Below are 14152 nucleotides of genomic sequence, written 5' to 3' on the forward strand. Positions count from 1 at the left end.
CCCCCCCCCGCGAGACACCTGTGATGACCGTCGATTTGAGTGAAGAGGAAATGCGCCGGGCGCTGTTCGGCACCTCCAGCTCTGCCCCCACTGCATCTGAAAAACCTCTTTCATCTGAAGCTATCAAACCGATCGCCGCCAAACCGGCAGCTCGTAAATTCTCGTCACCCAAGCTTCGAGTAACGCTGAAGGTCAGCAAAGTCTTCGAAGGCGATGAGGAGCTCTTCAGTTACGACGCGAGTACCTTGAGCACCCTGCTAGCAGAACAAGAGGCTAGAAACGCAGCCAGGAAAAAACGGTTCAAGTACATCGAGCTGGTTTCTGTCGTCCCGGTCTGATGGGTTTGATGCCGGTGTGAAGCAGGGTATTTGCCAAGCAGCATGCCGCAATGGATGTTGCCTTCCCCGATCTCGCTATACCGTAGAGAGTTCAAGATACCAACCCGCTGTTGGTGGCTAACACGTAGTGAGCGAAGTCGGTCAGGCTCTTGAAGCCGTCACCACCTCTGCGATTTAAGAAGAAGCCTTGAATTCCCACCTCGCGAGGCGCGTAGCAATCACGCTGGATCGAGTCACCAATCATCATCACTTGGTTGCCGCTGAAGTACTCGCTGGTATCAGCACCGAGTAGCTCACAGCTCGCCCTGTACATGAATGGCTCAGGTTTCATCGCGCCGATTGCGTAGCTGAAACCGTAACCCTCAAGCGTGGGATAAAGCCGGCGTACGGGTTCTCCATACGGCTCAGCGAGATTGGAGGCAACCGCGATCTTGATGCCTTCGGCCTGCAACATTTCCACTGCTTGCAACCCATCATCAAACGGTTCAATGCTATCTAGATCAGCGTCAAGTGCACCTTGGATTTCGGCCATAAGATCGGGTCGGATGCTGATTCCGAAAAGCTCAGCCGCTTCCGCCAGGCTCAGACTGCGGGTCATGACCTGATGCAGGTCGTTCGGTTGCGGGCGACGACCCTGTCGGATGCCTTCTTTCAAAATCATGCGATAGGGGTGTCTGCCCTGTGGGATTCGAAGCAAGGTGCCGAAGGCATCGAAAAGTATGAATCTGACGGACATCTGGATTTGCCTTTAACAACTGCGGATTCGAGCCCGCTCCATCTGGTCTGGCAGGATACAGTGGATCTGAAGGGCAGACATTCGAAGCGACCAGCAGCATGTGGCTGGTCGGCCCTTAAGTGAGCTTGATGCTTTGCAGCATCCTCAAGAGCAGAAAGTCGTCCGGGGCATTCATGATGAGCTCCCCATCATCAGCGACCCTTACCTCGCATAGCCGGGGATGGCTGAGCAGGCCAGAAGGCAGGGGATGGCGAGCAAACGGATTGTGGAGCACATACAGTCCGTCCATGAGGTGCTCTGTGTAGTCTCGTTTCCGGGCAGTCCGCACCACTGGAGTCAGGCTCCCTGGATTAGGATGCAAGGTGGTGTACACGGAGGGTGCCTCAGGATTATCAGCCAGAGCTCTCAGCTTCCCCCAGGTGGCGAGGCAGCTATACACAACCGCTGATACTTCCGCGTGTGAGTCGTCACAAAACAGTCCGACCTCAATGTTGGTGTTGGCATTTTTAGGGGCTGCAGTGACGTTGTACGATGCGACGTGGGTATCCCCTGGTTTGGTCGCTGCCTCATCGTGGTACAGCCCATACAGCGCTGCAAGGATTGGGCGTCCAGATGCAAAATGTGAGTGCGGTCTGTCGAACGATGCAATGCCAAGTACGAAAGGCTTGCCTTCCACGTGTGCATGGTTGAGGTAGCTTTTCCGGTACTTCTTGACCTTGACATCGAAGCTGTTGCAGATCCGCAGAGTCGATTCGATGTTGAAGTCGGTGAAATCCTTAGGCGGCGCGGCCATAGGAAAGCCGTATGCAGGCTCCCCACCAGCCGGTGGTTTAGCAATCGTAGCCTCCAGGCAGAAGGGCACTTCCCCGTCCACCACGAAGTCGGGGGCATGGTGGCGAAGGTCGATTGGTAAACCCAATTCCTTGAGCGCGGCAAACAGGTAAAGCTCCCAGAATGACGACTCGAAGGTCGTTTGTAGCTCCCTTACAAACTTGCCATCACGGTCTTCGAAGCCTTCGGCCCATTTAGCCAATACCGCGCGCTCCGGCCCATAGGGCGCTTCGTTCATCATTTTGAAGAGCGCATGCTGGGTATCGACATCGACTTGATGGGTGAATAGATCAATGGGCATGAGGCGCGTCCTTGAGCAAGGTCGTTATTCGGGGGTGGCTATTACATCTATGTCTTGGCGGTGAGTGGAGTAAACGTTCCGGCAGCTAGCCGTGGATTGGTCGATGACCCACAGGACAAGCCGGGGAGGAGACTCAAGGCCCTACTCGACCAGTGGGGTCAGCCGCTGGTGAGAAATCGTTACTGTCTTCGCCGCCATGAGTTGATCATGCACATACACCTGCTTGACCTCAATGCGATAGGCCTTCAGGTATTCCACCCAGGCATACCTGGATGCCTTCGTCGCGATCAGCACGACCGATCGTGCGCCTGCCTGGACGGCAGCTTCTGGAGACATGGCGAAGCCCACTGACACCTTTGCCTCGTCAACGAGCTCAGGCGATAAAGTGCTGTACCGCCCTTCCGCTTGCACAAACAGCCCCTTCACACTGACGGAATGTATCCGGCAGATGAAGGGATCCCATTTGTTAGCATGGGCCGGGCGCACCCTGATTCGATCGTGCTTTCTGAAACTTGTTTCCTGGGTTTGAAGGACTACCGTTGCTCGCACTCGACTCAGACGCTGATTGATCGTTGCGATCAGCGAAGGAGAGTCACTGACAAAAATTTCACCCGTGGACGATTGATGCCATTGCTCGGCACAGTAGACATTGAACATCTGCTCGTCGCCGCTGGGCTTAGGTTCCGGTGCTGGGATCGCTGATACGGCGTGATTTGCAGCGTGCAGGGTGATGACGGGGTAGTAGGTTTTGAGATCATCCAGAAAATGTGCAGGGTGCTCAGGCATGGCTGGCCGTGCATCGAATAGCACCACCCGCGCGGAGGCAGGGATGCCCTTGAGGGCCACCAAGAAGTCACTGAGTGTCAGTAGATGGCAGTCGGTGATGATGACGGTGGCGTACTCAGCGAGGTCAGGCGGAAGTTCGTGGAAAGGCACTGCAACGTTCTCAGTACAGGCATCATAGATAGGCAGCATGGAAGTCGAATACACGACGAGCTGAGGAGCCGGCGCGTACAAGATCTGCAGGGTGCCGTACAGCTGGCTCGTGAACTCACAAACGCTTGGTAGAGCACGGGCAGTGATCACCGACAGCCTTGAGTTGATGGCTACGAAGATTTCGTCCTGGTAATTATGATGGTCATAGGACGCGATGACTTGGCTGTACCTGGAGTAGCCGTACTGGACTTCCTGAGGCGTATAGGTGGGGAAAAAACTGCTCGATAGGCGTTCAAGCTGTCTGCGCACGGCGACCTGAAGCATGGCGTGGGATTTGAGTTGGCAGTACTCCCCGTCAACAATCGTCCAGTCCCGGTCGGTGCAGAGTTCGAGGGCCTTTGCGGGGGATTTTGGCAGCTCCGTCTTGTGAACGATCGTGCGTCCCCTCAAGCCTTGATCTCTGAACCAGGTCAGCAGCTCAAGCGCCCCACGTTGGCTGGCTTCCAGACTCGTTTGCGAGGATAAGGCTGATTGAATCAACTGCGATGAGCCGAACGACAAGAGGGCCTTGAGCCTGGCAAGCGGAAGTGCGCATGCATCGGAACCAAACGTGTCATAGCAGGCTTCTGCGCGCGTTTGAGGAAGCCCCCAGGCCATCAGTCGCTTAACGTGCTGGTACCGTTGCTGAGCCTCTTGGAACGCTACCCCTAGCAGGGTGCATTGCGGTTCTGGCAGTACCCCTTGCCAGGATTTCAGGTCATTCTGGACGAGGCTGGCTAAGAGCCTCTCGCGTTGAACCGCGTCCAGGGAGGTGAGCAGTCGTTTTGCAGTGGGTTTGAGCTGTATATCGGCGAGGAAAAAGTTGTGCTCAGTGAGCGTGGCCCAGGCCGAGATGTCGAGGCCACATTCCAGGGCGGCTACCAGGTTGACTCCATGGCTACGTGCAGCAGTTCTCAGCATGTACATACGCCCGGCAAGCAGCGGTAAATCGAATGCATCAGTGCGAAAGCGCAATGAGGCGATTCTACCGTTGCCTGAGTCGACGCAGGTGATTTGACTGATGCCATCTAGCCTATGGATGACCCGCTTGATGAGGTACTTCTTCACGAGCGATCGCTCAGTACGATGCCACCTGCGTGGATCATGTTTAGCTCATGACGTGCTGATCGCAGTTTTTGCTTCAGCGTCGAATTTTCCTGTTTGATCAGGGTTAATTCGGTTTGCAATCTAGAATTTTCAATGTTGGGAGGTGCTCCTCCTGGAAGAGTGCTGATCGATTTTTTCAGGTACTCGTTCAGTATCGCCAGGAGCATATGTACTTCAGGGTTGCCTCGGCCAGGATAAAATATTTGTCGAGTGGCCCCAATCTTGGCTGCCAACCAAGTAAGATCAATACTGCCTTTCCTCATGGGAATAAAGGCTTCTGCCTCAATCAGTTTCGCTAGTTCCCGTTTCAATAGAAGGGCGAAGCGATTCTTCAAGTTCAGCTGTGCTAAGCGATCCAGGATTAGTGTTTTTTGCATGGCGCCAGTCCAAGTAGGGTTTACAAATTTTCGCATCAGAGAGCGGGGCGGGAACTCCTGTCATCGTTGCGCGTGTCATCAGCCGACCTTTTTCGAAGTATAGGTACTGCTCCTCCTTCAATACGGTTTCAACTAGTTGGCAGGTTGCTTCAAACGCCTGCAGGAAACTGTCGGTTTTAATAAGGGTTGGTTTGGGTTTTGATTTGGTTGTTAGGTCGACCAATATTTTTTCTAGAACATTGATGCGATGCCTTGCTTCACTCAGCTGAATCTGCAGCGTTTCTTCTGGAATTAAGGCTTCTCCGACCGAACGGGGAATTTTCGTGCAAAGTTTCACTGCGTAGCTCTCAAAAAGTTTCCTTTGAGGTGTGCCTGCCTTTCTATAAAGTGACGGATCCACCCCGACAATCAGGGCGACATCTCTGGCAAGTTTTGAAAAATTTTCGTAGGGTGGCACATTTTTTTTAATCAGTGATTCTAGAGTAGTCTTGGTTTTTGCTAATGTTCTGTTAAGTTGTTCCTGCTTCCAGTCATGCTTATCTTTGCTTTGAGTCGCCAGTTTGCTCGGGCGGTAGTTATTCAATTTGTTCACGCTCCAGTGACAGGCTAGGAGTTGACAAAGATGCAATCACCTCGTCAAAAGTAAGACCTGAGCTTTTGAGGATGGTGGCTATCTGGCAGGCCATAAGCTGCTTGGTGGTAGGATCGCTAAGCTCTAACTTGAGTAGGTCTGGGTTTTTGGCCAGCCGCTCAACCATGTAGGGGTAGTTGGCTGAGGTCAGGTGCGGGTAGGCTTCAGAATCAAGAATTCCCGCAATAACCCGGTGGAGAGGGTTTGACATGTCCACAGCATGTCGTTTCGCACCGACTAGGTCACGGTAGCGGGAGATGTATCCCTGATTATGATTATCGGAATCCAGCACCTCATTAAGTTGGTCGGCTAAGTGCTTATATGATGCTAGTTCGTAGCGAGCGATTGTCAGTTCGTGATGGTATGGCTCCATCTCAGCTTGTGAAATGTCTGCTTCAGCTAACTGACTGATTTTATCCACGAGGTGAAGACTGTTGATTTGAGCCTGTCGCATCTTCACGTTCATGCCTGGCAAATGATCGATGCCCCATACTGCTGCATCGCAAAGGCTACAAACTCTCGACCGTCCTGTGAACTCTACAAGTTGTTTAGGGCAGTCGCCATCACGCATGCAGATACAGTGAGTGTAAAATCCCGGCGGGGCTTTGCTTCTGGCTATTAAGTCTGTGCCTGATTCTTGGCTGTCTATGAGATAGAATTGTTGGCTTCTGAATTTTTGATCTTTGACGAGCTGCTTCTTATTTTCGTGCCACCCTTTCACAATGGCGCTGTTCGGTGAGCTCGGCTGAGGGATTTTTCCCATCAGCGCCTCATAGGCACTGTCTGTGACCAAGCTATTAGCACGACCGATGTTCTCCAACATGTCTTCGGGCGTAACCACGGTATAGTAGTCAGTAGATACAGCAATCTGATCTTTGATCCTGTGGCCCGCCTGTTGGGCGGTGTAGGTGACATCGAGGTGCCCATACAACCGCATGTGAGAGATCCACGTCACGCGAAGAGAGTGGGGGACATGCACCGCCAGTTCGTTTCCGGAAGCACTTATGGTAATGAAACTGTGATGGGAATCGGGGCTCACAATGGAGTTGTAAACTTGCTCCAGTCCACGGCAAAAATGTACCCATTCGACAGAGTATGTCCCATCCGAAAAAGGCAGATCGTTGTCTTTCCAAGGGCTTCTGAAGAGTGGGCAAATTTTGCCGTATTTATTGGGATCCCTTGGGTCGTTCTCGTAATGAACAAGGCCGGGGGCTTTGGTGTAAATCTGCGTCTGAAAATGTCGCTCATCAATAAGGCTCTTCATCACATCGCCATCAATCACAACATCCCCAGATTTCCCGGACTTATTTGTGTTGACATGCAGGTTGCAGAGGTTAAAGGCGTCTACATATTTTTCGTGATAAAGACTGTCGAACGTTCTAAGATCAAGCCACTGCCCGCTCTGAATTCTTTGGCCTGCGAATAGGCCAATAGCGAGCATCCTGAGTGTTGAAAGCCAGGGTACATAAGCAGTAACCACATTGGAGTTGTCTAGGTCGCGCGGACGGTAATCGCCATACCACCAATTGTAGATGTTGGGTATGGTTGTAATGGGTATATCATAGGTCTCCAGTGGACGCTTCGAGCTGCGTAAAGTTGCTGTGGTGTTGAGGTTGATTTTTGTGAGGTCAATCCAGTCGCTTGTTTTTATTTCTGTAATGGTTTCACGATCAAGGCGGCCATCTAGTATCGCGTTCCTGATGTTGATGCCAATGGTGTCAAGCGCGCTCATATAGGCTTTGGCGATTATTGAAATGTCCCGAGGGAACGGCTTCTTATCAGACTTAGATCGTCCGCCACTTCCAGTCGAATCCATAGAGCGGTTGACAGGGTTGGCATACCCACCATCTACGAAGCCATGAGGTGCGCCATAGGTTCTGACCAGTTCGAAGAAGAGATGCACTGAATTAACAAAAGGCTTGGTAGATTTCTCTGTGAACATCAATGTGCGAAGTTTTAATGCAGTCAGCGGCATTTCAAAGTTACCACAAATGTCATGCTCTCGATAAATCGACTGTACAGTCTCGTGGTCAATGAGGTCGTCGCACCAAAATACTATTCGCTCGAAGTCGTTGACAGTTTCTGGCAATCGAAGTGTTGAGCCTGGATGCAGTTCTTTCCATACGGGGAGGTAAAAGAAAATGTAGTCAAATAAGAATTTGATGTGGTTGATCTGGTTGTCGATATAGTTTCTGGAATTATTAGATTTGTTGAGTTTGGTAAGAAATATGTTTGCCATTGTCACCCACTGGCTATAAGTATTTTCGATCTCTATGTGCGCGCGCCCTGGGTAGAAATCATTCTTCACCCAATTGAAGTCAGGCTTTCGCGGAGGTAGAGATAGTAAAAGTAGGTAGTCCTCGGCGAATATTGAAGAGTGTAGTTCGTCATACAAGGCCATGCTTTCTTCTGCGACGCGCTGCGCCTTGTCTAATCGCGCCTTCTGTCTTTCCATGAGTGTGCGCTCTTTTCTTTTAAGCTTGGCTTTCGGAGAAGAGCGGGCATACTGTTTATTAATATTTCTGATTTTGAAGCGGCGAAGTTTTCGGTCGTGAGTGGGTATGCTTTGCGCTTCCTCAGGTGTCATGACATAATATTTGACATATTCATCATAGTTCTTAATATTTTTAGCGATATCCTCGTTGTGAGCGCGCTTGGATATCAGGTACATTTGATATCGCTCAAGGTAGAAACACTGCTCGGGTGAAATGATTTCGCTGAATGTAGCCGAAAATTTCTTAAGCCAAGGTATCAAAGAGAAATTTTTATTTCCCTTGTCCAGCTTTAGGCTAACTATCTCGGGTATGGCTGCCCAGATTTCTTCAAAATTAACATCGTCTTTAGATTGCCATGAGGTGCGGTACTGCCAGCCTCTGGAGGCTCTTTCAATGTTGTTTGAGCCCCTCGCTACCTCGAAAATAAATCCATAGGTGTACTTTTCAAGCTCTGGATTCTTTTTCCAAACGGAGCTCAACTCGAATGTGAATGGCAGAGTCACTATTTTCTCTGCCCAGAGCAGACAGAGCCAAGCTTTGAATGGTACTACCAGTCCCGTCACATCTTCGGGTCGGTCGGGAAGCTGGCCCGTCAGTTGGTGATACAGCGTTGATCCTGCAGGGCCAGCATCTCCGTCCAGTAGAGTGATTTTGAAAATAGTGTTCAGATCGCTCTGGTACATTCGACGAGTAGATCTCAAACGACTGAACTTTACGATGGCGTGACGCTTGTGATACTGCCTGTCGCTTGAGAATTCGTTTAGGTTCACCTGCCTGGACGTCAATGGCTCAGTCATTTTGCTGAGAATAATAGTTGACGCAGCGTGCAGCCTATCGGGCGCGATTAACTGAATTTCCGTCGATACATTTATCATGCTGCCAAGCGCTCACGCAGGTCTTGGGCGAGACTTTCATATGCATCCGCACGCAGACTATCGATGCTGCCGGTTTTATTCCAGATTGCCGCCATCTGCTGCGAGGCGTGGATTTCGGCCATGAGCACCTCTTGGTCGAGCTTGGCGTAAATAATGGTGGATGTGATTTTTGCGTGCCCCATCAGCACTTGAATTTCACCCAGGGTTAACCCAACTGTGCGGCGCCCAGGGATGTAAACAAAATTTCTGGCCCAATAGCCGTAGAAGTGACGAAGGCTATGGGAGGTGTAAACCTTGGTGCCTGTGCATTCAGTGAAGCCGGCCTCTTGTTGAGCTTTGGCGAGCGCTCGATTAAGCCTGCGGTTAAGCGAGTTCGGTTTGATAGCGTCAACCAATGCCTCGCCATAGCTGTCGGGATTGTCTGATACAAAAAGGAACTCGCTGTCCGAGGTGGGGCGTATTGCCTTATATTCAGCCAGTGCATCATAGAAGAGGGTTTCAAAGGGTTCGAACATGTAGATTCTGGCGGTCGTTCGTCCTTTGAATGGCAAGTCTTGAGCTGACGGGTCGCGCCAGTGGTTAGGGTCTTCTATGCGAAGGGAACGTTCCTTCACATTGATCTCATCGTTCTTCATGGCCCAGGCTTCGGACTGCCGAAGGCCACCGCCAGCTTGGAGCAGGGAAACTACCTTCTCTAGGGGCGGCAGATTCTCGATCAGCCTCAAAATTCGACGTGATGGAAACTCCTTTGGGGGCTTTCTTTTGGGAGCCTTTCCGCCCTCTAGGCCTCCCGGCGCGGTCTGATAGACCTCAGCAGGTTTTTCCTTGAACTCCATGAGCTTCGAACGCATCTGTTCGATCTCGGTTTTGCTCCGACGACGATCTGCCAGAGCATCGAGTTCGTTAGGCGCCTCGATCACGGTTCCAGGGTTGAGGAATCTGGCCATGGCCAAGGAGTCCCTCAGAAGAGCTGCGTGAAGCCGCAGAAAATCGTTGGCAGCTGCTTTATAGGCAAGGCCCGAGACGATACTGATTGGCTTCCGTCCCAGTCGTTTTGCCACCGTCCTGATAACGAAGTCGGTGCTGTTGACCCCCTGGGTCAAAAAGATGAAGTAGGAATTGATCGTTTCGTTGAGGGCTTCCGGATCGATCTGGCCCGCGCCGAGGGCTCTGGACTCGTACAGATAGTCTATGAAGCCTGCATTGCGGTAGGTGTATTGTTCATTGCCCGCACGTGATCGTTTCGTCCCCAGGTGTCGATGGATCCCTCGGGAGTAGGCGTTGAACGAGGGCACTGGTTCCCCGGTTGCCGATTCGTAGAGACGCGGCGGGTCGGCGTTCACCAGGAGCACATTTTTCAAATTGCTTTTTGGGGGAAGCTTTTGGCCGCTCCAGTCGGCTGAATCCTGTACGCCTGTTGTCAGTTGGACGCGATCAGGTAAAGTCGACTTATCCATATATTGACACCTGTTAGATTCTGTGCTATTTACTCTGGTATAAACCATTTCTGATCTTTTTGCAAATCAATCAATAGATAATTACTATTGATAAGCATTTATTGATTGTATTTCTGTAATTTTTCTGCCAGTAACGCGGCAGATGACGTTATCTGAGAGCGCTATGGGTGGTTAAGCGCTATGAACTGTCAGAAGAAGCATGAGACGTGATTGCGGATCTCCTTACCTCAACCCACTCCAGAAACAGGCAGCGATCAAGTGATCCCCTGATGCTCGACGACGTGCTGTGGTTGCTTTGTCCGCTGTGCTCAGGCGCTGGGGGGGGATTGCCGATCGTTACGGGCCTTGGCGAACGACCTACCATCGCCTCCGGGTATGGCGGAATCGGGGCGCGTTCGATCAGTTGCTCAAACGATTGCACCTCACGCTAAACGATCAAGGTCTCATAGACCTGCATACCTGGATGATCGCCTCAATCGCTGCCCGCGCAACCCGCCCCCTAATCAGGTGCAAGTAAAAAAGCGAATTGAGCCTGCCGATCACACTCTAGGCCGCAGTCGTGGTGGCCTCACAACTAAAATTCATATGCATTGCGATGCCAGTGGCGTGCTGTTGCACTTCCTTCTATCTGGCGGTCAAGCCAGTGACATCAGCTCGCCCAGCCGCTACTGGGTGATGTAAGCACCCCGACGAACAAGCGCGATCGCCCTCGCAAGCATTGCCCGTTGGCTGCGGGCTGACAAGGGCTACGATGCCTATGCTCTGCGGCGCTACTGCGACCGATATCGCATGCAGCCGGTCTTTACTTTGCGCTCGATGACGCGCAAGCCCAAACTTACGCTGCCCCGGCTTTTTGATCGCCGAAGATACCGGTAACGCAATTATCGAGGGCATGATTGGCTGGTCGAAAGAGAGTCGAAGGGTCGTGACTCGTTTCGACAAGCTTGCGAAAAGCTATGCGGCAATGATCTCGCCGGCTTGCGTCATGCGGTGTTTGAAGCACCTTTTTTCAGGCAGAGCCTAGGCACTGATGTGATTTCGCCTATCCAAGCGGGGCGGATGGACGTGGAGCTGGCTATTTGATAGCGTTGGCCGATCAGCCACCAATGGAAATTCAAATGGACTTTGACTGCTATCCTGACAAGATTTCTATAGGGAATCAGGTTCTTGCGTGCGCTAGAAAGCCAAAAGAAGGCATTCTGTATGTACCATACACCACTGACTTGAATGTCAAACTGGGGGATATTGCAACCATCACCGTTGGTGCTCAAACTCTTGAGTTGAAGGTGGTAGATTTCGCAAGTTATCCATCTCAGAAGATTGGAACAACCCACGATCACATACTAGAACTGCATACCGAAAACATTTCGTCATCAGCGCACAAAGCGAAGGAAGCAACCAGCATGATCAGTATCGGCACGCTGAATGGTCAACAGGTTCAGGTGGGAAATGGAAATACTCAGAACGTAAATATATCGATTGAGCAACTCGCTAAAGAGATCGCCAAAACAGATGACCCCAAAGCAAAAAGTCTATTGAAGGGGTTGCTGGAGAACGCTACTGTGAGCAGCGTCATAGGGGCAGGAGTTTCTGGACTAATTGGCTTGCTATGAGAGTCATAATTAATATGGTTCAGGGATTATCTATATGACCGACTCCGGCCCAACAGTTCTTGACGTGTTTGGCACCTCAAGGGAGCTTCCGGCGAACTACGTAATCAGAGAACATGTAGATTTCAAATTTGTCGACTCTTTAACCAAGGATAGGCATGTTATTGTTCACGGAAGCTCTAAGCAAGGAAAGACCTCACTGAGAAAAAAGCATCTTCTGGCTTCTGATTACAAGACCATTACATGCCAGCGCTCATGGAAAATGATTGATCTCCATGACGCAATTCTTAAAGAGGCAGGCTATGATTTAACTTTGTCAAGTGAAGTGTCAACCAACGGTATTCAGAAAGTTCATTTGAATGCCGGTGTTGGCACAAAACAGATAGAGGATGGGAAAACAACGGCAGTGACTACAAAGCCGTTGGAAATTAACATAGGTAGTGTTACAGACGTAATTCGTGCCTTGCAGGAAATCAGATTCGATAAGTTCTTCGTAATTGAAGAGTTTCATTATCTTGAGGAGTCCACTCAAGTCGACTTCGCTCAAGCATTGAAGGCCTTTCATGAGCTAAGCAAGATATGTTTTATCATTGTCGGAGTCTGGCTTGAAGCGGACAAGCTGACATCTCTGAATAATGATCTTGATGGCCGCATAACATCCGTCAATGCTGATAGTTGGCATGATGAAGATATAGACAATCTCTTCAAGACCAGTGAGGAAATGCTCAACTTGGTTTTTGCACACCCCTTCAAGGAAGAGGTAAAGAAGTATTGTAGGGGCAACGTATTTCTGGTTCAGCAAATTTGCCTAGTCGCGTGCGAGCAACAAGGTATTCATCGCCGTCAAGAGTTGACTGTATTGGTAGCTAGCGAACTGGACGTGCGCGCAGAAATAAAGGATATATTAGAAAGCCAGACGGGACGCTATACAAAATTCCTAATGGATTTCTCTGTTGGTTTTGGCACGACAGAGTTTGAACTTTATAAGTGGATTCTCTGCCCTCTAATAACCTTTAGTAATGGGGTTTTAGCAAATGGACTAACCGCCCAAGCCCTGAGGCGCTTTTTAGAAAAATGGCACCCAAATGGCAATCAGATAAAAATTGGTAGGATATTAGCGGCGCTTGCAAAAGTTATTGACCTTCAACAAGAGAAAAAGATCTCACCGATAATTATCGAATATGATCAGACGCGATCTCGACTAAAAATTGTCGATAAAGGGTTTCTGGTGTGGAGGGAGTTCCAGGAAATTGATGATCTCCTTAGTCTAGCGGATTTAGCTGATGAGTATAAGCTATCCTCTTAGGTATAGAGGGCTAGCCATTTAAAGTACATCAATCACAACGAGGGTTCAGGATTTATTACATTCAGGGTAGCGTCCCCAAGTACAGACGAACTCCCAGAGCAGTTTCCTTTCAAGATGTTTGATATAGGCGGTTGTGTAGGGAGACCCCATATCTACAGGGCAGGCAGATACCCATAAGTGATCAAGCGGGGTAGTGTCAAGCAGCATTAGTCTGAAAGTATTGCCACCCGAATGGCCCGGACGCTCACTGAATGCAGATGTATCAAAACTGGCGGAGGCGATCTGCTAGCGTCTGCCCTGTGGTTTCTCCTATATAAATTATGAAATCATTGTTTACCCTAAAGTTGTCCGGCTTCTTTTTGCTCCTAGCGATGAAGTAGACCCCAGGCAGATTCCTCCCTGGAATTTCACTACGACCAGACCAGGGGTGCCATTCACAAAAACCTACCTCGCCCTGCATTTTCATTGGCTCCTATTCTGCACTATTGTTGCTAGAGCCAGCCAGGCCTGAGCTACTCGATAAGCTTGCGGTTTTAACTACCGAAAAACAGCTACGATCCTTTTCCTTGGAAAGAAACCTTTGTGCGCTTTCAAAGGAATAGAATGCCCCGAACACTAATGAGAAATAAAATCCTAGTATCAGAAGCCCCGCTTCCGCCAAGGCAAATTTACCGTGCTTGGCTAAATAAATAATGGTTAGCCTATTTTTCTTTTTTAGGTTTTGAACTGGTAGGCTGTCGAGGTAGGGCTTCAGACCAGGAGTCGTACCGCGTTTAAATTCCACAAAGAAATTTTTAATGTTGGCGTGAGCGGCCAGCCAGAGCAACAACAGTATCACAATTGTTATAAACCCCATCGGAAAAGCATTTTTGTAGTCATGCTTTAAGATCAGAGCGTTAAATTTTCCACCTGAGACAGCGACTAAAATCATTAAAAAGAATTGGATGGAAGTGTTGCGAAGGAACTCTAAAAAATGTTTTCTGCCATCACCTAATACCCACATAATCACTCCCTGCAATATATTCTGATGAGATGACGCTAAGCCTGCGTAGATTCAGCAGGATGCGCGTTTCGAGCGCACTGTAAAGCTAAGCCGTAGGCGTCTGCCAGGTG

Annotated in this window: 11 protein-coding genes and 1 pseudogene; 4 read left to right on the forward strand and 8 right to left on the reverse strand. The window is 50.1% G+C overall.

Annotation, left to right across the window (positions count from 1 at the left end; genetic code table 11):
* The first annotated feature begins 23 nt into the window (after positions 1–23).
* A complete protein-coding gene (locus tag AP059_RS17690; protein ID WP_059764775.1) occupies positions 24–338 on the forward strand; it encodes a hypothetical protein in 315 nt (104 codons plus the stop codon).
* Positions 339–429: 91 nt separating this feature from the next.
* Here the strand turns inward: AP059_RS17690 and AP059_RS17695 are convergent, their stop codons facing one another.
* The 7 genes from AP059_RS17695 to AP059_RS17720 form a co-directional block, all read right to left on the reverse strand.
* Positions 430–1074: an HAD family hydrolase gene (locus tag AP059_RS17695; RefSeq protein ID WP_059764614.1), complete on the reverse strand. Its 645-nt coding sequence runs from the start codon at positions 1072–1074 to the stop codon at positions 430–432.
* 115 nt (positions 1075–1189) lie between these two features.
* Positions 1190–2206 (reverse strand): hypothetical protein, encoded by a 1017-nt coding sequence (locus tag AP059_RS17700; RefSeq protein WP_059764615.1) that lies wholly within the window; start codon positions 2204–2206, stop codon positions 1190–1192.
* A gap of 141 nt (positions 2207–2347) precedes the next feature.
* Positions 2348–4249 (reverse strand): hypothetical protein, encoded by a 1902-nt coding sequence (locus AP059_RS17705; RefSeq protein ID WP_059764617.1) that lies wholly within the window; start codon positions 4247–4249, stop codon positions 2348–2350.
* On the reverse strand, positions 4246–4665 hold the full coding sequence (locus AP059_RS17710) for a hypothetical protein (RefSeq protein WP_059764778.1): 420 nt from the start codon (positions 4663–4665) through the stop codon (positions 4246–4248). The genes AP059_RS17705 and AP059_RS17710 overlap by 4 nt, the downstream gene beginning before the upstream one ends.
* Positions 4571–5248 carry a hypothetical protein gene (locus AP059_RS22105; protein WP_235860992.1) on the reverse strand — a complete coding sequence of 226 codons (678 nt, stop codon included), beginning with the start codon at positions 5246–5248 and terminating at the stop codon, positions 4571–4573. Before AP059_RS22105 ends, AP059_RS17710 begins: the two co-directional genes overlap by 95 nt.
* Positions 5241–8474 carry a site-specific integrase gene (locus tag AP059_RS17715; RefSeq protein WP_256209941.1) on the reverse strand — a complete coding sequence of 1078 codons (3234 nt, stop codon included), beginning with the start codon at positions 8472–8474 and terminating at the stop codon, positions 5241–5243. The genes AP059_RS22105 and AP059_RS17715 overlap by 8 nt, the downstream gene beginning before the upstream one ends.
* Before the next feature lie 188 nt (positions 8475–8662).
* A complete protein-coding gene (locus AP059_RS17720) occupies positions 8663–10123 on the reverse strand; it encodes a tyrosine-type recombinase/integrase (protein ID WP_059764622.1) in 1461 nt (486 codons plus the stop codon).
* Positions 10124–10329: 206 nt separating this feature from the next.
* On the opposite strand from AP059_RS17720, the pseudogene AP059_RS22110 reads away from it, so the two are divergent.
* The 3 genes and pseudogenes from AP059_RS22110 (at position 10330) to AP059_RS17730 (ending at position 13039) form a co-directional block, all read left to right on the forward strand.
* Positions 10330–11147: pseudogene (locus tag AP059_RS22110) on the forward strand (IS5 family transposase).
* 94 nt (positions 11148–11241) lie between these two features.
* The gene (locus tag AP059_RS22295) at positions 11242–11736 is read left to right on the forward strand and encodes a hypothetical protein (RefSeq protein ID WP_059764624.1); all 495 of its coding nucleotides are present in this window, start codon (positions 11242–11244) and stop codon (positions 11734–11736) included.
* A 34-nt stretch (positions 11737–11770) separates the two neighbouring features.
* Positions 11771–13039 (forward strand): hypothetical protein, encoded by a 1269-nt coding sequence (locus AP059_RS17730; RefSeq protein WP_059764626.1) that lies wholly within the window; start codon positions 11771–11773, stop codon positions 13037–13039.
* A gap of 472 nt (positions 13040–13511) precedes the next feature.
* Here AP059_RS17730 and AP059_RS17740 read toward each other — a convergent pair whose 3' ends face one another.
* Positions 13512–14042, reverse strand: coding sequence for a hypothetical protein (locus AP059_RS17740; RefSeq protein ID WP_059764629.1), 531 nt, complete (start codon positions 14040–14042; stop codon positions 13512–13514).
* Positions 14043–14152: the final 110 nt, after the last annotated feature.

Source organism: Pseudomonas sp. TAA207, from assembly GCF_001529285.1.
Taxonomy (GTDB): domain Bacteria; phylum Pseudomonadota; class Gammaproteobacteria; order Pseudomonadales; family Pseudomonadaceae; genus Aquipseudomonas; species Aquipseudomonas weihenstephanensis.

Coding starts and splice junctions, on each gene's coding strand:
- AP059_RS17690 (WP_059764775.1), top strand. CDS start 24: ATGACCGTCGATTTGAGTGAAGAGGAAATGCGCCGGGCGCTGTTCGGC.
- AP059_RS17695 (WP_059764614.1), bottom strand. CDS start 1,074: ATGTCCGTCAGATTCATACTTTTCGATGCCTTCGGCACCTTGCTTCGA.
- AP059_RS17700 (WP_059764615.1), bottom strand. CDS start 2,206: ATGCCCATTGATCTATTCACCCATCAAGTCGATGTCGATACCCAGCAT.
- AP059_RS17710 (WP_059764778.1), bottom strand. CDS start 4,665: ATGCAAAAAACACTAATCCTGGATCGCTTAGCACAGCTGAACTTGAAG.
- AP059_RS17715 (WP_256209941.1), bottom strand. CDS start 8,474: ATGTACCAGAGCGATCTGAACACTATTTTCAAAATCACTCTACTGGAC.
- AP059_RS17720 (WP_059764622.1), bottom strand. CDS start 10,123: ATGGATAAGTCGACTTTACCTGATCGCGTCCAACTGACAACAGGCGTA.
- AP059_RS22295 (WP_059764624.1), top strand. CDS start 11,242: ATGGACTTTGACTGCTATCCTGACAAGATTTCTATAGGGAATCAGGTT.
- AP059_RS17730 (WP_059764626.1), top strand. CDS start 11,771: ATGACCGACTCCGGCCCAACAGTTCTTGACGTGTTTGGCACCTCAAGG.
- AP059_RS17740 (WP_059764629.1), bottom strand. CDS start 14,042: ATGTGGGTATTAGGTGATGGCAGAAAACATTTTTTAGAGTTCCTTCGC.